Source organism: Pseudomonas sp. SORGH_AS_0211 (assembly GCF_031453455.1).
Classification (GTDB): Bacteria; Pseudomonadota; Gammaproteobacteria; order Pseudomonadales; family Pseudomonadaceae; genus Chryseomonas; species Chryseomonas aestiva.
The window spans coordinates 347,557-366,504 of sequence record NZ_JAVIZV010000001.1 but is presented as its reverse complement, the minus strand read 5'-3'; the positions used below and the strand labels follow the sequence as shown (position 1 = coordinate 366,504).

Below are 18,948 nucleotides of genomic sequence, written 5' to 3'. Positions count from 1 at the left end.
CCGCCGCGCTTGGCGGCGACCCTAAAGGGAGTCGGCTCAATCACGGAAGTTCTGGTATTGCAGCGGCATGTCCAGGGACTGGCCGCGCAGCAGGGCGATGACCTCCTGCAACTCGTCGCGCTTCTTGCCGGTGATGCGCACCTGCTCGCCCTGGATGGCGGCCTGGACCTTGATCTTGCTGTCCTTGATCAGGGCGACGATCTTCTTCGCCAGCTCCTTGTCGATCCCCTCGCGCAGGACGGTCTCCTGCTTGACGGACTTGCCGGAGGCATAGGCATCCTTGACCTCCAGGCACTGGACGTCGATCTTGCGCTTGGCCAGGTTGACCTTGAGGATCTCCAGCATCTGTTCGAGCTGGAAGTCGGCATCGGCGGTGAGGGTCACCGTCAGGTCCTTGGCTTCGAAGCTGCCCTTGCCGCGCAGGTCGTAGCGACGATCAAGGTCCTTGATGGCGTTGTCGACGGCATTGGTGACTTCGTGCTTGTCCAGCTCCGATACCACGTCGAAGGAAGGCATGGATTTTCTCCTCGGTTGCGATGGGGCAGCCTTGACGCTGCGGCATGACCGACCATTATAACGACTGACCCTAGCCTTGCAGGAATCCAACCATGCCCCGCGAATCCACCCTGGAGTCACAGTTGTGAGCTGGCACGTACTGGGTGCCGGCAGTCTTGGCGGACTCTGGGCCGCGCGGCTGTTTCGCGGGGGCGAACCGGTCCGGCTGATCTTGCGTGACCGTACGCGCCTGGCGCAGTACCGCGCCGGCGGCGGACTGCAACTCAGCGAAGGCGACACCACCAGTCTCTATCCGCTGCCAGCCGAGACGCCCGAGGCCGGCAATCCGATCCGCCGCCTGATCCTCGCCTGCAAGAGCTATGACGCCGAAGAAGCCATCGCCAGCGTCGCCGCGCGGCTCGAACCGGAAGCCGAGATCCTGCTGCTGCAGAACGGCCTGGGCAGCCAGGATGCCGTGGCCGCCCGGGTGCCGCGGGCGCGCTGCCTGAGAGCCAGCACCACCGAGGGGGCCTATCGCGAGACCGACTTCCATGTGGTGGCGGCCGGCGCCGGGCAGATCTGGATCGGTGACCAGCTCGGCAGCCATACCCCGCCGCCCTGGCTGGACACCCTCGCGCAACTGGGTTTCCCGGTGCGCTGGACCGACGACATCGACGCCCGGCTGTGGCGCAAGCTGGCGATCAACTGCGCCATCAATCCGCTGACCGTGCTGCATCGCTGCCGCAACGGCGAGCTGCGCCAGCATGCCGCGGAGGTCGCGGCGCTCTGCGACGAACTCGCGGCCCTGCTGGAAGCCATGGGCCTCGCCCCGGCGGCCCAGGGGCTGCAGCAGGAGGTCGAGGCGGTGATCGTCGCCACGGCCAACAACAGATCCTCGATGCTGCAGGATGTGGAGCGCGGCCAGCGTACCGAGGTGGGCCATCTGCTCGGTCATGCCCTGCCGATCGCCGGGCGCCTGCGCCTGCCGGTGCCGCACCTGACGGACCTCCAGCAGCGGTTGCGGGCCCGGCTCGCGGAGCGCGGATTGCCCGAGGACTAGCTGCGGGCTACCCTGCCCGCTCCCCTGTTGCCGCGGCTGCGCCATGATCCTCGCCAAACGCCTGAAGAATCTCCCGGTCGGCCGCAAGTTGCTGGCCGCCCTGCTGGTGATGATGATCGCGGTGCTGGTGGTGGCCAACGTGACCTTCATCAGTGCCGCCTACTGGATCTCCCAGGAAAGCGTGGCGCCCCAGGCGCTGCAGACCCTGGGCCGGCTGTTCGCCAGTCCGGTGCTCAGTCGCGAGGTGCTGGCCTCGCCGGAGGCGGCCCAGGTGCAGTTGCGCCAGCTGGACGGCTATGCGCCGCTGCGTCTGGCCGCGGTCTACGACAGTCAGGGCCAGCGCCTGGCCGAATTGCACAACGGCGATCGCCTGCAGGTACCCGCGCGCTTCGAAGAGCTGCAGACCTGGCGCCTGCGGGAATTCCGCACCAACCTGCTGGTGGAACTGCCGCGGCCCGAGGGCGCGCCCGGGCATCTGCTGCTGGTGGCCAGCAGCGAGCTGCCGGGCGCCTTCTACCGTGGCACCCTGACCGCCAGCCTGGCGATCCTGACCTTCAGCATCCTGCTCTGGCTGGTGGTGGCGCGGCAGATCAAGCGACTCATCACCCTGCCGATCCGCGAGCTGGAAGAACTTTCCCGCCAGGTGACCCGCGAGGAAAATTATTCGCTGCGCGCCAGCAAGGGCAGCGAAGACGAACTGGGCCGCCTGGCGGAATCCTTCAACACCATGCTCGGCCGCATCCAGGGCCGCGAGCAGCAACTCAAGCGCGCCCGTGACGACGCCCAGTACGCCGTGCTGCAGGCCCAGAGCCTGGCCGAGGAGACGCGCCGTTCCAACCGCAAGCTGGAACTGGAGGTGCAGGTCCGCGGCAAGATCGAGAAGAAGCTCACCGGCTTCCAGAACTACCTCAACAGCATCATCGATTCCATGCCCTCGGCGCTGATCGCGGTGGACGAGCAGTTCTACGTCACCCAGTGGAACCAGGAAGCCACCCACCTCTCCGGCACCCAGCTGGACGAAGCCCTGAACCAGCCGGTGTTTCTCGCCTTTCCCTCGCTCAAGCCGTTCCTGCCGCAACTGAGTCGCACCGCCGAATTGCTGCGGGTGGAAAAGGTGGAGCGGGTGACCTGGGCGCTGACCGATACCCCGCGCCACTACACCCTGACCTTCTACCCGCTGATGGGCGGCGCCGGGCGCGGCGTGGTGATCCGCATCGACGACATCACCCAGCGCCTCAACATGGAAGAGATGATGGTGCAGTCGGAAAAGATGCTCTCGGTGGGCGGCCTGGCCGCCGGCATGGCCCACGAGATCAACAATCCCCTGGGCGCCATCCTGCACAACGTGCAGAACATCCGCCGGCGGCTGTCGCCGGAATTGCTGAAGAATCTCGAGCAGGCCGCCGAATCCGGCGTCGAACTCAATGCGGTGAATTGCTACCTGGAAAGCCGGCAGATCCCCCGGCTGCTCGACGGCATCCACCAGGCCGGCAGCCGCGCCGCCAAGATCGTCAGCCACATGCTGGCCTTCAGCCGGCGCAGCAATCGCAAGATGGAAGCCAGCGAATTGCCGCCGCTGATCGACCAGGCCATCGAGATCGCCGGCAACGACTTCGACCTGGCCGAGGGCTTCGACTTTCGCACCCTGTCGATCATCCGCGAATTCGATCCGGCGCTGGGGCCGGTGCCGGTGATCGGCAACGAGCTGGAGCAGGTACTGCTCAACCTGCTGAAGAACGCCGCCCAGGCCATTCACCTGCGCGACGACGAGGAAGAAGGCGAATACGGCCGCATCACCTTGCGCACCAAGCTGCGCGGCGGCTGGGCGGAGATCCAGGTGGAAGACAACGGCATCGGTATCCCCGAGGACATCTGCAAGCGCATCTTCGAGCCCTTCTTCACCACCAAGGAAGTCGGCCAGGGCACCGGCCTGGGCCTGTCGGTGTCGTACTTCATCATCACCAACAACCACAAGGGGCAGATGGAGGTGCACTCCACGCCCGGCGTAGGGACCTGCTTCACCCTGCGCCTGCCGCTTATCCAGGCCGACTTCGACGCGGCCTAGGACCTCATCAGGAGCTACGCCATGGGTTTTCGCCTTACCGAGATCTACACCCGCCAGGGCGACGCCGGCGATACCGGCCTGGCTGACGGCAGCCGGGTACCCAAGGATCATCCGCGCATCGAGGCCATCGGCGCGGTGGACGAACTCAACAGTGCCCTGGGTCTGCTGCTCGCCGAGCTGGCGGACGATGGCCGCCTGGCCGAGGTGAGTGAGATTCTGGCGCCCTGCCAGCACCGCCTGTTCGACCTCGGTGGCGAACTGGCCATGCCCAGCTATCGCGCCCTGCAGGCGGGGGAGATCGAGCGGCTGGAAGGCGCCATCGACCGCTGGAACGCCGAACTGGGGCCGCTGGAGAATTTCATCCTGCCCGGCGGCTCGCGCGCCGTGGCCCAGGCCCATGTCTGCCGCACCCTGGCTCGCAGCGCCGAGCGGCGCTGCCGCAGCCTGCACGCGGTGGAGCCGCTGGAGGGCCAGGGCCTGCCCTATCTCAATCGGCTGTCCGATCTGCTGTTCGTCGCCGCCCGCATCGTCGCCCGGCGCCAGGGGGTGAGCGAGGTGCTCTGGCAGGCCGCACGGCCATGAGCGCGCCGGCCGCGCCCGCCGCGCCACCACCGCGCCGCCATGAGGGCCTGCTGGCGCTGTGGGACGGCCTGATCCTGATCCTGGTCTGCGTGAACCTGGCGCTGATCCTGTTCGACAGCCTCTATGCCCTGGGACCGCTCAACCAGGCCCTGGCCGCCGTGCTGCCCGGCTTCCACGCCTTCTACGGCGAACGCATCCATGCCCACTTCACCCGCATCGACCTGGTGTTCGTCGCCTTCTTCATCGCCGATGTGCTGCTCGGCTGGCTGGTGGCGGTGGTCGAGCGCCGCCATGCCCGCTGGTACCACTATCCCTTCATCCACTGGTACGACGTGCTCGGCTGCATTCCCCTGGGTGGCTTCCGCCTGCTGCGGGCGCTGCGCATCGTCTCGCTGCTCCTGCGCCTGCAGCGCCTGGGGCTGATCGACATGCGCGGGTGGCGGCCCTATCGGCTGTTCAACCACTACTACCAGCTGCTCATGGAGGATTTGTCGGATCGGGTGATGATCAAGATCTGCGGCGAATTGCAGGACGAGCTCAACACCCGCGACGACTTCTCCCAGAGCGTGATCGACCGTGTCATCCGTCCGCGCAAGCAGCGGCTGATCGACGGCATGGCGCTGCGCATCCAGGCAATGGTGGAACAGGGCTACAACCAGAATCGCGCCACCCTGGAACGCCTGGTCGGCGACGTGGTGCAGCGCACCCTGGACGAGAATCCCGACCTGGCCCGGCTCAAGCGCCTGCCCATGGGTGAGCGCCTGGCCGACACCTTGGACGGGGTGCTCACCGATATCGTCAACGGCCTGGTGCGGGAAGCGGCGGCCAGTCTGCGCACCCGCGACTTCCGCGCCCTGGCCAGTCGCCTGGCCGACCACGGCTTCGATCAAAGTCTGCCCAGCGGCGCCCAGGACAATGCCCTGGACGAGGTGCTGGTGGAGATCCTCGAGGTATTCAAGCAGAAGGTCCTGCAACGCCGGCTCGATCAGCTCGACGGCGAGCTCTGGCCGCAGGAATGGCAGCGCAGCGAGATCGATCCGATCAACGCGCCCCGGCGCTGATCTGCTGCTGCAGATTCTGCACCTGGGTCTGCAGGGTGGTGATGTTGCGGGTGGTCTGCAGGCGGAAGGCGTCGAATTCCTTGCTGTCCGGGCCCACCGGGCGAGCGTCCAGTTCGCTGCGCAATACCAGTAGGTCCTGCTGCATCTCGCCCAGGGCCTGGTTCTGAGCGCTGGGCTTCTTCAGCGCGGCGATGTCGGCCTGCAGCGCCTTGTTCTGCGCATTGAGGCTGGCGACCTGTTCGCTCAGGCTGGCGGTCTGCGCCAGGCCGTTCTTCAGCGCGGTCTGCTCCTCGGCCAGCGCCTTGAGCCGGCTATCCACCTCGCCACTGCCGGTCTGCACCGTCTGCACCGCGGTGGAGAGATTCTGCAGGCGGTTGTCCTGGGCCTGCTGGTTGTCCGTCACCCCCTGCTGCTGGCGGGTGAGTTCGACGACCTTGGTCTGCAGCGTCTTGACCTGCAGCAACAGGGCCTCGCGACTGGTGGTGCCGGAGGATTCGCTCTCCACCAGCTTGCCGGAGATGTCCCTCAGCCGACCCTGGGCGTCTTCGCTGATGCGCGCGAAGTTTTCCTGGGTGGCCACCACCTGCTCCTGCATCAGCACCAGTTGCTGATGACTCCACCAGGCGACCCCGGCCAGGGCCAGGGTCAGGGCCGCGACCAGCACCCACAGCGGCGCGGTGGAGGGCCCGCGGCGTACCGGGCGGGCATGACCGGCAGCGGGTTCGCGATAGACCTCTTCGGCTTCGACCGGACGCCGACCGCCGGGACGGCGATCGTCGCGCTCCGGGGTCAGACTCGGGACGTTATCCATTTCATCGAGAAGATCGTTGCGCATGGCAGACCTGTGAGCAGAGGCAAGAAGACGGAATCGCGGCCAGTATAACGGCCGTCGCCATGGACGCGAGGCAGCCGGCACGCGGATTGGCCCCGGGAGCGTGCGCCGAAACGCAGTCTGCGTCGATAGCAAAGCGCCAGCATGCCATGCCCCGGGTGCGCTGGGGATGGCCGCTAGACCGGTCCGCTACGGGCCTGGGGCGCCCGCGGGCGATATTCTTCCAGCGCGCTCCAGGAACTGGCCTCGGGCAGGTAGCCGAAGGCCTCCTGGGCGGCACGGATGTCCAGGGTGAAGGAGCTGTCGAGCAACTCGGGCCAGTAGGATTCATGACCCGGGGTGCGCAATCGGGCATAGAGCCGCCGGGGATCGAAGGCCTTGCGCTCGACCACCGGCGGCAGCTCGAAGCGGCGCAGCAGGAAGTTGATCGCGTCCCAGCACACCAGCGACTGGCCATCGCTGAGGTTGAAGACCTTGCCGTGGGTGGCGGCCGGTTGCCTGAGCAGCAAGGTGACCAGGGCCTTGCGCAGGTTGCCGGCGCTGGTGAAGTCCCAGCGATTGAGGCCGTTGCCGCTGCGCACCAGCTGCCTGGCCCTGGCCCGCTCCAGCAACCAGCGCGCCCAGTCGCGATCGGCCAGGCCGAGCACCTGGGCTGGCCGCAACACCGTGACCTGAGGGCCGAATTCACCGGCGGCCAGGACCAGGCGCTCCAGTTGCAGGCGACGCTGGGCCTCGCGGCTCCTGGGCTTGGCCGGCACTTGGTCTTCCTTGAGCGCCTCGCCGCCTCTTTCGTAGAGGCGCGCGGACGACACATAGACGAATTGCGCGACCTGCTGCTGCAGGGCGGCCTCGATCAGCACCTGACCGTGATCCAGATCGGCGGCGCTCGGCACGCCGGCCACGTCGGTGCAGTGGGCGATGGCGTCGATGTCGTCGCACAGCGCCACCACCTGCGCGGGCTGGTCGAGCAAGGCCGGGTGGTAGTCGGCGCCGCGTTCGACCAGGGCATCCAGGGTCGCGCCGGGGCGGCCGTGCACCCGCACCAGTTGGCCGCGGTCGAGCAGATCGCAGGCCAGACCCGCACCAAGCGCCTCGCTGGCGCCCGTGATCAAGATACGCATGTCGCTGGGATTCCCGAAACCTGTCCGCGGTCGCCGAGGACGACCCAAGGTCCAGTGTAACCAAAGCCTTCGACCGGCGCCGCTAGTCGCGCACCAGCCACTGGCCGGCGACGCCCTCCAGATGGCGGGTCAGCGCCTGCAGGGCGACACCGCCATTGCGCCAGTGATGCCAGAACAGCGGGACATCCACCCAGTGACCGGGCGTTAGATCCACCAGGGCCCCATCGGCCAGGGCGGCCGCACTCTGGATATCGGGCAGCAGCCCCCAGCCGATACCGCTGAGGGCCATCTGCTGGAAACCTTCGGCGGACGGGCAGAGATGGTAGTCGAAGGGCGCGGTGACACCGTGCTGCTCCAGGTAGCGGTGCTGCAGGCGATCGTCCGGGCCGAAGACAATGGCGGGTGCGTGCACCAGGGCCTGGGCGATCGGCCGCCCGGTCAGCCAGCGGGTACAGAAGTCCGGACTGGCCACGGCGCGATAACGCATGGCGCCCAAGGATCGCACCCGGGCACCCGCCAGGGGCTGACCGCTGGCGCAGAGACAGGCCGCCACCTCGCCCGCGCGCATACGGCGCAGCACCACGTCCTGATCCTCTACCACCAGATCCAGCAGCAGCCCCTGCTCCACCAGCCAGGGGCCGACCGCGGCCGGCCACCAGCTGGCCAGGCTGTCGGCGTTCAGGGCGATACGTAACCGCTGCGGCGCCTCTTCGGCCAGTCCCGGCACCTCGCTGCCCAGATCGGCTTCCAGCAGGCGGACCTGCTGGATATGGCGCAACAGCCGCAGCCCCGGCGCGGTGGGCTGGGGCGGTGTCTCCCGCACCAGCAGCGCCTGGCCGACCCGGGCTTCGAGCAACTTGATGCGCTGGGACACCGCCGATTGCGACAGGCCCAGCCGCCGCGCCGCCCGTTCGAAGCCGCCCTCTTCCACCACCACCGCCAGGGCTTCCAGCAACTTGTAGTCGATCATCGATTCAGCTAATGCTGCATAAGGAATATTGGTTTTTCTTATACACCCGGACCCGGCAAGGTGGCAGCCATTCCAGGACGACAGGGCACTACCTTCGCAATGAACAGCTACTTCACCGGCCTCTTGACCATGGCCAGTCTCATCATGGCGCTGGGCGCCCAGAACACCTATCTGCTGGCCCAGGGGCTGCGGCGCGAGCACCATCTGGCCATCGCCGCCTTCTGCCTCACCTGCGACGTGATCCTGGTGGCCGCCGGGGTGCTGGGCCTGGCCGCGCTGATCCAGCACAGCCCGCTGCTGGTGGTCATCCTGCGCTGGGGCGGCGCGGCCTTTCTAATCTGGTACGGCGCCCAGGCGCTACGGCGGGCCTGGCGGCCGGTGGCCATCGACAAGCTGGAGACCACGAGTCCGCGCAGTCGACGCCAGGCGCTGCTCGCCGCGGCCGCCGTCTCGCTGCTCAATCCCCACGTCTATCTGGACACGGTGCTGCTGGTGGGCTCCCTGGGCAGCCAGCAGGCTGCGCCCCTGGCCTATGTGTTTGGCGCCGCCACCGCCTCCATGCTGTGGTTTTTCGGACTCGCCCTGGGCGCGGCCTGGGCCGCACCCTACCTGGCCCGTCCGGGGGTGTGGCGGCTGATCGATCTGCTGGTGGCCGGGGTGATGTTCGCCGTCGCGGTGCAATTGCTGATCTCGACCTGAGGCTGGCCTTCGCCCGGCGAGCGCCCTAAGCTGCGGCTCTGCGTTTCCTGTCGAGAGTCCCTATGCCCTTCGCCCGCTCGCTCCGCAGTCAGAGCCTGCTCCTGTTCGGCGGCAGCCTGCTGCTGATGCTGCTGATCGCCCTGGCCGGCTTCGGCCTGCTTTCCCGCGAACTGCACCGCTACCAGCACCTGATCGAGGGCCCAATGGAGCGGCTGGTGGAGATCGACGACACCCACCTGACCTTCAAGATCCAGGTGCAGGAATGGAAGAACTTTCTCCTGCGCGGTGGCGATGCCGACGCCGCCGAGCGCTATTGGCAGGCCTTTCTGAACCGCGAAGCCGAGGTCGATCAGCGGCTGCAACAGCTGGCCACCCGCGTCGACCCCGAATTGCAACCGCGGCTCCAGGCGCTGCGGACCCAGCACGGGCGCCTGGGCGAGCGCTATCGCGCCGGTCATGCCGCCTATCTCGCCCATGACCGCGATCCACGTCGCGGCGATGCCGAGGTCCGAGGTATCGACCGCGAGACCGCCGAGGGCTTCGCCGCCCTGGTCGATGAACTGCACGGCCGTACCGCCGCGCAGATCGCCGCCATCCGCGCCGAGGCCCAGCGCGACATCCTGCTCGCCGGTCTGGCCCTGCTGCTCTGTGGCGGCGGCCTGCTGTTCCTGGGTGTCAGGCTGGTGGAGCGGCGGCTGGTCGATCCGCTGGTGACCTGCGCCCGGCAACTGGGGCTACTGGCGCGCGGGCGCTTCGGCGAGCGCCTGCCCGGCGGGCGCGATGACGAACTGGGCCGCCTGACCCTCAGCACCAATCTTCTGCGCGACGCCGCCGTGCAGCACACCCACGAGCTGCGTCACCAGGCCAGCGAGGTCGGCGCTCTGAGCGCCCTGCTGGCCAGTCAGCTGCTGACCGAACCGGGTCAGCCCGCGCGCGCGATCGATCCGCAGGTCCTGAAAGAGGTCAGCCGCCGCCTCGCCGACATCGCCGGCGACCTGCAGGAGGCCGCCAGCCAGCGGCAGGATTGAGATGCGGCGCTAGAGCTGCGCCGGTACCTCGCGCCATTGGCCCGGCGCCAGCTCGTCCAGCGTCCAGGGGCCGATGCGCACCCGCACCAGGCGCAGCGTCGGCAGGCCCACCGCGGCGGTCATGCGCCGCACCTGGCGATTGCGCCCTTCGCGGATGGTCAACTCGATCCAGGCGGTCGGCACACTCTTGCGAAAGCGCACCGGTGGATCGCGCTCCCAGAGCACCGGTGGCTCGGCCAGCAGACGCGCTTCGGCGGGCAGCGTGGGGCCGTCATTGAGCTCGACGCCCTGGCGCAGGCGCTGCAGTTGCGCTTCGCTGGGCGCGCCTTCCACCTGGGCCAGGTAGGTCTTGGGCAGCTTGTGCCGGGGATCGGCGATGCGCGCCTGCAGCTGGCCATCGTTTGTCAGCAGGAGCAGGCCTTCGCTGTCGCGATCCAGGCGGCCAGCGGGATAGACGCCCGGCACCGCGACGTAGGCCTTCAGGGTCGCGCGGCCATCGGCGTCGGCGAACTGGGTGAGCACATCGAAGGGCTTGTTGAGCAGCAGCAGCCGCGGCGTGACCGGTGGCGCCTTGGCCTGGCGACGGGGTCGCTGGCCGGGGGTGGAGCGGGTATTTCGCGACATGGGGATCGACGGCGGCTAGCCAAAGGGTAATCTGGACCGCCCAGTCTATTCGTCCGAGGTCCCATGCGCATCTTTCGTCCGCTGTGGCTGATCCACCTGCTGACCCTGGCCGGCTGCGCCTCTTCGGCCTATGAAGGCCCACGCTCCGACCACTTCGACGGCGAGCGCTTCCACAACCTGGCGCCGCGCGAGGACAAGAGTCTCTGGACCTTGCTGAAATGGCAGTTCACCCGCACCCGTCCCGAGTGGACCTGGCAGGAAGAACCGGCCGTGCCGACGCGGCCAGCGGCCCGGGTCGAGGGCGGCGAATTGCGGGTGACCTTCGTCAACCACGCCACCCTGCTGATCCAGCATCAGGGCCTCAATATCCTCGCCGATCCGGTCTGGTCGGAGCGGGTCAGTCCGTTCAGCTTCATCGGCCCCCGACGCTATCACGCACCTGGCGTGGCCCTGGATGACCTGCCGCCGCTGGACCTGATCTTTGTCAGCCACAGCCACTACGACCATATGGATCTGGCGACGCTGAGGCGCCTGGCCGAGCGCGCGCCCCTGACGCCGGTGGTGACGCCCCTGGGCAACGCCGAGCTGATCCGCCGCGAGACCGGCTTCGTCACCGTCAGCGAACTAGACTGGTGGCAGAGTCTGCCACTCAGGGACGGCCTGCGCCTGCACCTGGTGCCGGGCCAGCACTGGTCGGCGCGCAGTCGCTTCGATACCAATCGGCGGCTGTGGGGTGGCTTCGTGCTGGAAGCGCCAAGCGGACCGGTCTATTTCGCCGGCGACACCGGCTGGGGCCCGCACTTCGCGCAGATCCGCGAACGCCTGGGCGCACCGCGTTTCGCCGCCCTGCCCATCGGCGCCTACGAACCGCGCTGGTTCATGCAGGACAGCCACCTGAATCCCGACGATGCGGTACGCGCCCATCAGGCGCTGGGCGCGGCCAGCAGCCTGGGCATCCACTTCGGCACCTTTCCCCTCAGCGACGAAGGGCAATTCGCTCCGCCCCGCGACCTGGCCCATGCCCGCGCCCTGCATGGCCTGGCGGACGAGGCCTTCAGGACATTGGCGCCGGGCGAGGTCTGGTCGGTGCCCTAGCGACTACTCCACCAGGCCCTTGTCCCAGAGCCGTACCAGCTCGCTGGGCGCCCGATCTTCGGGGATCAGCAGGGTCAGTTCGTCTTCCTGCTCGGCGGGTTGCGGGCGAAAGCGCAATTCCACCTTGAAGTAGCGCTGATCGCCGCGCCCGACCTGGGTCGGTTCGCCGGACTCAGGCAGGCAGCGCTCCAGCACCGAGCAGATGCGCCCGCGCTGGGCGCTGTCGTACTGGCCGAATTCGATCTCCCGCGGCTTGCTCAGCGCATGCAGGGGCGCGAAGCCCCCCTGCCGCGAGAGCCGCACCACGGTGTCCTTGCCCAGCGGGGGAAGTTCGCGCATTGCCCTGCTCCTCTAGCTAAGGGTGACACCCACGCCGGCCCAGGCCTCCTCGACCGCCCGGACCTCGGCCGACTCGGCGCCGAAACGGCGACCGGCGTTGGACACAGTGAGGCGGGCGAAGGCGGCGAAATCCGCATCGTTGGCCAGGCGACTGTCGCAGAGGGTGTCGTACCAGATCGGCCCGGCCTTTTCCCAGGCGTGACCGCCCAAGGCCAGCGCGGCCAGGTAGAAGGCCCGGTTGGGAATGCCCGAATTGAGGTGGACACCGCCATTGTCTTCGCGGGTCTCGATGTAGTCGCGCATATGGCCAGGCTGGGGATCCTTGCCCAGAGTCGGATCGTCGTAGGCGGTGCCCGGCTCGGCCATCGACCTCAGGCCCTTGCCCTTGATCTTCTTGGTCAGCAACCCGGCGCCGATGATCCAGTCTGCCTCGGCAGCCGTCTGCTTGAGCTTGTACTGCTTGACCAGGATGCCGAAGACATCGGAGACCGACTCGTTGAGTGCGCCGGACTGGTTGAAGTACACCAGCCCCGCCTCGCTCTCGGTGACGCCGTGCACCAGCTCATGAGCGATGACGTCGAGGGCGATGGTGAATCGATTGAAGATCTCGCCGTCGCCATCGCCGAATACCATCTGCTCGCCGTTCCAGAAGGCGTTCTGGTAGTCCTGGCCATAGTGGACGGTACCGGCCAGCGGCAGGCCCTGGCCATCGATGGAATTGCGCCCGAAGACCTCGTTGAAGAAGGTGAAGGTGGCGCCCAGGTAGTCGTAGGCCTCGTCCACTGCCACATCGCTCAGCGCCGGCTGGCCTTCCTGGCGCACCAGGCGCCCGGGCAGTTGCATGGCATTGCCGGCATCGAAGATGCTGCGCTGCGGACTGGCGTCATCGGTACGCGGCAGCGGCCCGATCGGCGCCTGGCGCACCCCGGGCCGACCGGGATTGTGCAACAGACTCTGGACGTGGCTCAGGGTGGTCAGGGCGCAGGAACGCTGGTGTTCATCGCCATGATCGATGATGCGGCCAAGAATGTAGGGGGGAATCACTCCCTGATAGGTGCCCGGATAACGAGACATGCGCGACCTCCTCCTCTGGGGGACAAAGGTCCCCGATCACCGCAGCGTGCGGTCCTGTCCGTTGGACCACGAAACAGCCAGACCACTCCCGCCTCTTCACCCGGAGGCAGGCTTCTGGTACAAAGGCACCCCACGCGGGCGTCGTATAATGGCATTACCTGAGCTTCCCAAGCTCATGACGAGGGTTCGATTCCCTTCGCCCGCTCCAGATTTCAGGCGGCCTCCAATCAGTCCTTGCGGACACGCTGATTGGGGGCCGTTGCGTTTCCGGGCTCTGCCAAGGGGTTTTGCGTGCGCGAAACCTACCCCGCTACCAGGCTCCTCACCCGCTGCGCCAGGGCCTCCACCGCGAAGGGCTTGGTGAGGATCGCCATGCCGGGCTCCAGGTGGCCGTCGCTGAGCAGCGAGGTTTCGGCGAAGCCGGTGATGAACAGCACCTTGAGTGCCGGACGCTGGACCCGGGCGGCGTCGGCCAGCTGGCGACCGTTCATGCCGCCGGGCAGGCCGACGTCGGTGACCAGCAGATCGATACGGGCATCGGAGTGCAGCACTTCCAGGCCGCCGGCGCCGTCGGCGGCCTCGATGATGACGTAGCCCAGTTCGCGCAGCAGATCGGTCACCAGCATGCGCACCGTGGGTTCGTCGTCGACCACCAGCACCGTGGCATGGGCACCTTCCAGCAGACCGGGCTGGCCCGCTGCCAGAGGCAAGCCGCATGGTCGCCCCACCGGTCGCAGGGGCAGGTAAAGGCAGACCGTAGTGCCTTCGCCTGGCATCGAGCGCAGCCGCAGCTGGCCGCCCGACTGGCGGGCGAAGCCATAGATCATCGACAGCCCAAGGCCCGTGCCCTGCCCCATCGGCTTGGTGGTGAAGAAGGGTTCGAAGGCCTTGGCGGCGACCTCCGGCGGCATGCCGCTGCCGGTATCGGTCACGCTCAGGTGCAGATAGCGCCCGGGGGCCAGTTCGAAATCGCGGCTGTCCCCTTCGCCGAGGGTGCGATGACTGGCGGCGATGAGGATACGCCCGCCCTTGGGCATGGCGTCGCGCGCGTTGATGCACAGATTGAGCAGGGCGTTTTCCAGCTGGGACTGGTCCACCAGCAAGGGCTGGTCGTCCGGCAGACTGGTGAAGTGCACCTGGATGGCCGGCCCCACGGTGCGCTGCACCAGGTCGAGCATGCCGCCCACCAGCTGGTTGACCACCGTGGCCTCCGGGGCCAAGGTCTGGCGGCGGGCGAAGGCCAGCAGCCGGTGGGTCAGGGCCGCGGCGCGCTTGGCGCTGCCCTGGGCGGCCAACAGGTATTTTTCCAGCTCGGTGAAGCGCCCCTGGCCGATGCGCAGACTCATGAGGTCGAGGCTGCCGGAGATCCCCGCGAGCAGGTTGTTGAAATCATGGGCCAGGCCGCCGGTGAGCTGGCCGACCGCTTCCATCTTCTGCGACTGGCGCAGGGCTTCTTCCGAGCGGCGCAGTTCCTCGGTGCGCTCTTCGACGCGCTGCTCCAGGGTGGCGGTCAGGTCGCGCAACTCCGCCAGGGCACGGTCGCGCTCGTCGGCCAGGGCACGCCGGGCATCCACGTCCAGCAGCACGCCGGGGAAGCGCAGCGGGGTACCGTCCGGCGCCAGTTCGACGTGGCCGTTGGCCTCCAGCCAGTAGTAGCGGCCGTCGCTGCGGCGGACCCGGTACTGGTGGGCATAGCGCCCACCGCGCGCGATGACGTCGGCGATGGCCGCGGCCAGGCCGGCCTGGTCGTCCGGGTGGACGGTGGCCACCACCTGCGCCAGGCTCAGGCCATCGCGGCCCAGCGCCGGGTCGAGGCCGAAGTTCATGGCGAAGGCCTCGTCGACGGTGAATCTGTCGGTGGGCAGGTCCCAGTACCAAGTGCCGATGATGGCACCGGCGGCGAGGGCCAGTTGTACACGCTCGGCGGCGGCCAGCACGCTGCTCTCCGCGGCGCGCGCGCTGTCGCGCTCGTCGATACGCGCCGAGAGTTCCTGTTCGAGGGTCAAGTTGTGCCGGCGCAGGGCGGCCTCGGCCACATCGCGCTGGTGGTGGGCCTGGACGCCGGCAGTGGTCTCGGTGGTTATGTTGAGCATGCCGACGATGGCCTCACCGTCACGCAGCGGGCTGTAGGAAAAGCTCCAGTAGGTGTCCTCGGGATAGCCGTTGCGGGTCATCACGAAGTGCTTGTCGACGAAGTGCAGTGCCTCGCCGGACAGCGTCCGCTCGATCAGCGGCGCGATCTCGTCCCACAGTTCCGCCCAGACCTTATCGATCGGCTGCCCCAATGCGGCAGGATGTCGCGCGCCGAGAAAGGGGGCGTAAGCCTGGTTGTAGATCAGCGTCTGCTCCGCGCCCCAGGTGGCGCACATGGCGAAGGGGGACGCCATCAGCAGGTCGTAGGTAGTCCGGAGGGCCACGGGCCAGCTGGCGCGCGCGCCCAGTGGCGTGGTTTCCCAGGCGAAACTTTCGAGATAGGACAAGGGACGACTCACTGGCAGAGGCACTGAGGGATCTCGTGGCCGTCCGGGTCCGCTGCAGGAGCCCGGATGGCCATGATAGGCAGGTACGAGCCTGCCTGCCAGAGTTCCAGGTGACCGACGGCGCCGCCGCCCCCATCAGTGGCAGGCCGGCCCTGCGGCATGCTGTCCCGGTGAAACGACTGGCACGTCCGCCGTGCATCTCTTACCGTGTGGCCCCCGCTGTCGCTGTCAGGTATCCGCTCGTCATGTCCGCGTCTTCCACCCCGCCCGAGGGGCTGCAACGCAGCCTGTCCAATCGCCATCTGCAACTGATCGCCATCGGCGGCGCCATCGGCACCGGCCTGTTCATGGGCTCGGGCAAGACCATCGCCCTGGCCGGCCCCTCGATCCTGCTGGTCTATCTGATCATCGGCAGCGCCCTGTTCTTTGTCATGCGCGCCCTGGGCGAACTGCTGCTGTCGGACCTGGACTACAAGTCCTTCATCGACTTCTGCACCGATCTGCTCGGCCCCTGGGCCGGCTTCTTCTGCGGCTGGACCTACTGGTTCTGCTGGATCGTCACCGCCATCGCCGATGTCATCGCCATCGCCGCCTATGCCCAGTTCTGGCTTCCAGGCCTCGCCCCCTGGATCCCGGCGCTGCTCTGCGTACTGCTCCTGCTGGGGCTCAACCTGGTCACCGTGCGGCTGTTCGGCGAACTGGAATTCTGGTTCGCGCTGATCAAGATCGTCGCCATCTGCGCGCTGATCGTCACCGGCTTCGGCCTGGTGCTCTGGGGCTTCCAGTCGCCCTCGGGCAACGTCGCCAGCCTGGCCAATCTGTGGAACGACGGCGGCGTCTTTCCCATGGGACTGGGCGGTTTCTTCGCCGGTTTCCAGATCGCCGTCTTCGCCTTCGTCGGCATCGAACTGGTGGGTACCACCGCCGCCGAAACCGCCGATCCGCGACGCAACCTGCCAAGGGCGATCAATTCCATTCCGCTGCGCATCCTGGTGTTCTATGTGCTGGCGCTGGTGGTGATCATGGCGGTGACGCCCTGGCGCCAGGTGGTGCCGGACAAGAGTCCCTTCGTCGAACTCTTCGTGCTGGCCGGCGTGCCCATGGCCGCCAGCCTGATCAATTTCGTGGTGCTGACCTCGGCCACCTCCTCGGCCAACAGCGGCATCTTCTCCACCAGCCGGATGCTCTATGGCCTGGCCCGCGAAGGTCATGCGCCACGCGGCCTCACCCGCCTTTCGCGGGCGGCGGTGCCGGCGCGCGGGCTGGTGCTGTCCTGCCTGTGCCTGCTGCTGGGTACGGTGCTGATCTACCTGATCCCCAACCTGGTCACCGCCTTCACCCTGGTCACCACCCTGGCCGCGGTGCTGTTCATGTTCGTCTGGTCGCTGATCCTGCTGGCCTGGCTGGCCTATCGCCGCAACCGTCCGGAGCGCCATGCCGCCTCGGCCTTTCGCCTGCCCGGCGGACGCTGGGTGTGCTACGGGGTGCTGGCCTTCTTCGCCGCGGTGCTGGTCCTGCTGACCCTGCAGGACGACACCCGCCAGGCGCTGCTGGCCAGTCCGCTGTGGTTCCTGCTGCTGGGCGTGGGCTACTGGTGGCGCGGGCGGCGGGTGGTACGCGCCGGCTAGACCGGCGCTGGGCGCTCAGCCCACCGTCCAGAGTTCATCGCGCCGGGTGGTGTAGCGCGGGCTGAGCAGGTCGCGGCGCATCTGCCAGGCGGGATCGCGCGGAATCCGTGCCGGTCTCAGGGTCTCGCGACCGAACCGGCCGTTGATGGCGTCCAGGGTCGCCATCAGCCGCGCAGCGGCCGGATCCGGGGCGGCGGCGAAGAGATCCGCCGCCACCTCGCCACGGCCGCAGAGATCGAGCAGCAGCACCTCGGCCTTGGCATAGCCGAAGCCGTCGCGAAAGATCTCGCGCAGGCCCGCCTGGGCCTGGTCGTTGAGCACCCGGGTGTCGTCGCTGGGCGCCGGCAGGTTGAGCAGGGCGGCATTGGCGTAGCGGCCGTCGTCGGCGCCGTGCATGCCGGTCTGGATACTGACCCTCAGGGTGCGACAGAGCGAGCCCTGGGCGCGCAGCTTTTCCGCGGCGCGGGCGGTGTAGCTGGCCACCGCCTCGGCCAGGGCGCCGAACTCATACTGGCGGCGACCGAACATGCGACTGCTGCAGATCGTCTGCCTTGGCGCTTCCAGTTCCTCCAGGCTCAGGCAGGCCAGTCCGCGCAATTCCCGTGCGGTCTTTTCCAGCACCACGCTATAGCGCTGGCGCAGCGACCAGGCGTCCTGCCCGGCCAATTCCCAGGCGGTGCTGACGCCCTCCCCGCGCAGGCGCGCGGCCAGGCGCCGGCCGACCCCCCAGACGTCTTCGATGGGCGAATGCCTGAGCACCCAGTCGTGCACTGCCGGGTCGCGCAGATCCAGCACCCCGCCGGTGCGCGCCGGCCAGCGCTTGGCGGCGGCATTGGCCAGCTTGGCCAGGGTCTTGGTGCCGGCGATGCCGACGCTGACCGGGATACCCGTCCACTTCTGCACCCGCGCCTGCAGACGCTGGCCGAGGGCATCCAGGGGTTCGGGCAGGCCGGCCAGATCGGCGAACACCTCGTCGATGCTGTAGCGCTCCAGGCGCGGCACCAGGGTCGCCAGGGTGCGCATCACCCGATCGCTGAGATCGCCATAGAGGGCGTAGTTGGAACTGAAGGCCTCGACCTCGCCGCGCCGGGCCAGTTCGCGCACCTGGAACCAGGGCGCCGCCATGGCGATGCCCAGGCGCTTGGCCTCGGGCGAGCGGGCGATCACGCAGCCGTCGTTGTTCGACAGCACCACCACCGGCCGCTGCGCGAGATCGGGACGGAAGACCCGCTCGCAACTGCAATAGAAGGCGTTGCAGTCGATCAGCGCCAGCACCGACTCAACCATGGCCGAAGCGCCGCAGGCTGTGGGTGGCGACGCCCCAGACCTCGAAGTCATCGCGCTCGCCGATGACCAGGGGCGCATAGGCCGGATTTTCCGCCAGCAGGACGAAATGGGCACCGCGCCGGCCGAGGCGCTTGAGGGTGGGTTCGCGATCGCGTACCGCCACCACGATGTCGCCGACCCGTGCCGGCCTGGCGCGATCGACGATCACCAGATCGCCGGCAAAGATCCCGGCGCCGGTCATGCTGTCGCCACTGACCTGGATGACATAGGTGTGGGGCGCGCGCAGGTCGACCAGTTCGTCCAGCGAGACCTGGCGCTCCAGATGATCCTGGGCCGGCGAGGGAAAGCCGCACGGCAGGCGAAAATCATAGAGCGGCAGCCGGGTCTCGGACGACTCCAGGCAACCCAGGACGGTAACGGACATGACAAGGCGCTCCTGCGGATAACTGTCTATTTATACAGTTATCCGCAGCTGCCGTGTTGTAAAGTCCGACCTAACCCTCGCCGA

17 protein-coding genes, 1 tRNA gene and 1 pseudogene are annotated in these 18,948 nt (G+C 67.9%); 9 read left to right on the top strand and 10 right to left on the bottom strand.

Annotated elements, in window-relative coordinates; translation table 11 throughout:
- Positions 1 to 36: 36 nt before the first annotated feature.
- Positions 37 to 516, bottom strand: coding sequence for a YajQ family cyclic di-GMP-binding protein (locus QE393_RS01695; protein WP_133863011.1), 480 nt, complete (start codon positions 514 to 516; stop codon positions 37 to 39).
- 124 nt (positions 517 to 640) lie between these two features.
- Here QE393_RS01695 and QE393_RS01690 point away from each other — a divergent pair, with 124 nt between their 5' ends.
- The 4 genes from QE393_RS01690 to QE393_RS01675 are packed head-to-tail and all read left to right on the top strand — an operon-like array spanning position 641 to position 5,263.
- Positions 641 to 1,555, top strand: a complete 915-nt coding sequence (locus QE393_RS01690; RefSeq protein ID WP_273809837.1) for a putative 2-dehydropantoate 2-reductase — start codon at positions 641 to 643, stop codon at positions 1,553 to 1,555.
- A 43-nt stretch (positions 1,556 to 1,598) separates the two neighbouring features.
- Positions 1,599 to 3,620, top strand: a complete 2,022-nt coding sequence (locus QE393_RS01685) for an ATP-binding protein (RefSeq protein ID WP_273809839.1) — start codon at positions 1,599 to 1,601, stop codon at positions 3,618 to 3,620.
- 21 nt (positions 3,621 to 3,641) lie between these two features.
- Positions 3,642 to 4,202, top strand: a complete 561-nt coding sequence (locus QE393_RS01680; RefSeq protein WP_310041763.1) for a cob(I)yrinic acid a,c-diamide adenosyltransferase — start codon at positions 3,642 to 3,644, stop codon at positions 4,200 to 4,202.
- Positions 4,199 to 5,263, top strand: coding sequence for an ion transporter (locus QE393_RS01675; protein WP_273809842.1), 1,065 nt, complete (start codon positions 4,199 to 4,201; stop codon positions 5,261 to 5,263). Before QE393_RS01680 ends, QE393_RS01675 begins: the two co-directional genes overlap by 4 nt.
- Here QE393_RS01675 and QE393_RS01670 read toward each other — a convergent pair.
- The 3 genes from QE393_RS01670 to QE393_RS01660 form a co-directional block, all read right to left on the bottom strand.
- A complete protein-coding gene (locus QE393_RS01670; RefSeq protein ID WP_310041760.1) occupies positions 5,244 to 6,098 on the bottom strand; it encodes an ATPase in 855 nt (284 codons plus the stop codon). The two genes, QE393_RS01675 and QE393_RS01670, sit on opposite strands and share 20 nt — an antisense overlap.
- A gap of 173 nt (positions 6,099 to 6,271) precedes the next feature.
- Entirely contained in the window at positions 6,272 to 7,216 is a 945-nt protein-coding gene (locus tag QE393_RS01665) for an NAD(P)-dependent oxidoreductase (RefSeq protein WP_273809845.1), read from the bottom strand.
- An 82-nt stretch (positions 7,217 to 7,298) separates the two neighbouring features.
- Positions 7,299 to 8,186, bottom strand: coding sequence for a LysR family transcriptional regulator ArgP (locus tag QE393_RS01660; protein ID WP_310041758.1), 888 nt, complete (start codon positions 8,184 to 8,186; stop codon positions 7,299 to 7,301).
- Positions 8,187 to 8,285: 99 nt separating this feature from the next.
- On the opposite strand from QE393_RS01660, the gene QE393_RS01655 reads away from it, so the two are divergent.
- Positions 8,286 to 8,885 (top strand): LysE/ArgO family amino acid transporter, encoded by a 600-nt coding sequence (locus QE393_RS01655; RefSeq protein WP_273809849.1) that lies wholly within the window; start codon positions 8,286 to 8,288, stop codon positions 8,883 to 8,885.
- 62 nt (positions 8,886 to 8,947) lie between these two features.
- Positions 8,948 to 9,913, top strand: coding sequence for a hypothetical protein (locus QE393_RS01650; protein ID WP_273809850.1), 966 nt, complete (start codon positions 8,948 to 8,950; stop codon positions 9,911 to 9,913).
- Between the two features lie 9 nt (positions 9,914 to 9,922).
- On the opposite strand, the gene QE393_RS01645 is transcribed toward QE393_RS01650, so the two are convergent.
- Positions 9,923 to 10,537 (bottom strand): pseudouridine synthase, encoded by a 615-nt coding sequence (locus QE393_RS01645; protein ID WP_273809853.1) that lies wholly within the window; start codon positions 10,535 to 10,537, stop codon positions 9,923 to 9,925.
- A 63-nt stretch (positions 10,538 to 10,600) separates the two neighbouring features.
- Here QE393_RS01645 and QE393_RS01640 point away from each other — a divergent pair, with 63 nt between their 5' ends.
- Positions 10,601 to 11,632: an MBL fold metallo-hydrolase gene (locus QE393_RS01640; protein ID WP_273809855.1), complete on the top strand. Its 1,032-nt coding sequence runs from the start codon at positions 10,601 to 10,603 to the stop codon at positions 11,630 to 11,632.
- Between the two features lie 3 nt (positions 11,633 to 11,635).
- Here QE393_RS01640 and QE393_RS01635 read toward each other — a convergent pair whose 3' ends face one another.
- Positions 11,636 to 11,971, bottom strand: a complete 336-nt coding sequence (locus tag QE393_RS01635; RefSeq protein ID WP_017640065.1) for a protealysin inhibitor emfourin — start codon at positions 11,969 to 11,971, stop codon at positions 11,636 to 11,638.
- Positions 11,972 to 11,983: 12 nt separating this feature from the next.
- A complete protein-coding gene (locus QE393_RS01630) occupies positions 11,984 to 13,045 on the bottom strand; it encodes a M4 family metallopeptidase (protein WP_133863023.1) in 1,062 nt (353 codons plus the stop codon).
- A gap of 134 nt (positions 13,046 to 13,179) precedes the next feature.
- On the opposite strand from QE393_RS01630, the gene QE393_RS01625 reads away from it, so the two are divergent.
- Positions 13,180 to 13,253, top strand: a tRNA-Gly gene (locus QE393_RS01625).
- A 94-nt stretch (positions 13,254 to 13,347) separates the two neighbouring features.
- Here the strand turns inward: QE393_RS01625 and QE393_RS01620 are convergent.
- Positions 13,348 to 15,036, bottom strand: a pseudogene (locus QE393_RS01620) (ATP-binding protein); the annotation flags it as partial.
- A gap of 734 nt (positions 15,037 to 15,770) precedes the next feature.
- Between QE393_RS01620 and cycA the strand changes: the two are divergent.
- Positions 15,771 to 17,153, top strand: coding sequence for a D-serine/D-alanine/glycine transporter (gene cycA / locus QE393_RS01615; RefSeq protein WP_310041750.1), 1,383 nt, complete (start codon positions 15,771 to 15,773; stop codon positions 17,151 to 17,153).
- A 15-nt stretch (positions 17,154 to 17,168) separates the two neighbouring features.
- Here the strand turns inward: cycA and QE393_RS01610 are convergent, their stop codons facing one another.
- Positions 17,169 to 18,440 carry a Y-family DNA polymerase gene (locus tag QE393_RS01610; RefSeq protein ID WP_310041748.1) on the bottom strand — a complete coding sequence of 424 codons (1,272 nt, stop codon included), beginning with the start codon at positions 18,438 to 18,440 and terminating at the stop codon, positions 17,169 to 17,171.
- Positions 18,433 to 18,864 carry a LexA family transcriptional regulator gene (locus tag QE393_RS01605; protein ID WP_133862066.1) on the bottom strand — a complete coding sequence of 144 codons (432 nt, stop codon included), beginning with the start codon at positions 18,862 to 18,864 and terminating at the stop codon, positions 18,433 to 18,435. The genes QE393_RS01610 and QE393_RS01605 overlap by 8 nt, the downstream gene beginning before the upstream one ends.
- Positions 18,865 to 18,948 lie beyond the last annotated feature (84 nt).

What these genes read in the sequence shown, in the direction of transcription:
- QE393_RS01695 (WP_133863011.1), bottom strand. Translation starts at nt 516, where the DNA reads ATGCCTTCCTTCGACGTGGTATCGGAGCTGGACAAGCACGAAGTCACC.
- QE393_RS01685 (WP_273809839.1), top strand. Translation starts at nt 1,599, where the DNA reads ATGATCCTCGCCAAACGCCTGAAGAATCTCCCGGTCGGCCGCAAGTTG.
- QE393_RS01680 (WP_310041763.1), top strand. Translation starts at nt 3,642, where the DNA reads ATGGGTTTTCGCCTTACCGAGATCTACACCCGCCAGGGCGACGCCGGC.
- QE393_RS01675 (WP_273809842.1), top strand. Translation starts at nt 4,199, where the DNA reads ATGAGCGCGCCGGCCGCGCCCGCCGCGCCACCACCGCGCCGCCATGAG.
- QE393_RS01670 (WP_310041760.1), bottom strand. Translation starts at nt 6,098, where the DNA reads ATGCGCAACGATCTTCTCGATGAAATGGATAACGTCCCGAGTCTGACC.
- QE393_RS01665 (WP_273809845.1), bottom strand. Translation starts at nt 7,216, where the DNA reads ATGCGTATCTTGATCACGGGCGCCAGCGAGGCGCTTGGTGCGGGTCTG.
- QE393_RS01660 (WP_310041758.1), bottom strand. Translation starts at nt 8,186, where the DNA reads ATGATCGACTACAAGTTGCTGGAAGCCCTGGCGGTGGTGGTGGAAGAG.
- QE393_RS01655 (WP_273809849.1), top strand. Translation starts at nt 8,286, where the DNA reads ATGAACAGCTACTTCACCGGCCTCTTGACCATGGCCAGTCTCATCATG.
- QE393_RS01650 (WP_273809850.1), top strand. Translation starts at nt 8,948, where the DNA reads ATGCCCTTCGCCCGCTCGCTCCGCAGTCAGAGCCTGCTCCTGTTCGGC.
- QE393_RS01645 (WP_273809853.1), bottom strand. Translation starts at nt 10,537, where the DNA reads ATGTCGCGAAATACCCGCTCCACCCCCGGCCAGCGACCCCGTCGCCAG.
- QE393_RS01640 (WP_273809855.1), top strand. Translation starts at nt 10,601, where the DNA reads ATGCGCATCTTTCGTCCGCTGTGGCTGATCCACCTGCTGACCCTGGCC.
- QE393_RS01635 (WP_017640065.1), bottom strand. Translation starts at nt 11,971, where the DNA reads ATGCGCGAACTTCCCCCGCTGGGCAAGGACACCGTGGTGCGGCTCTCG.
- QE393_RS01630 (WP_133863023.1), bottom strand. Translation starts at nt 13,045, where the DNA reads ATGTCTCGTTATCCGGGCACCTATCAGGGAGTGATTCCCCCCTACATT.
- cycA (WP_310041750.1), top strand. Translation starts at nt 15,771, where the DNA reads ATGTCCGCGTCTTCCACCCCGCCCGAGGGGCTGCAACGCAGCCTGTCC.
- QE393_RS01610 (WP_310041748.1), bottom strand. Translation starts at nt 18,440, where the DNA reads ATGGTTGAGTCGGTGCTGGCGCTGATCGACTGCAACGCCTTCTATTGC.
- QE393_RS01605 (WP_133862066.1), bottom strand. Translation starts at nt 18,864, where the DNA reads ATGTCCGTTACCGTCCTGGGTTGCCTGGAGTCGTCCGAGACCCGGCTG.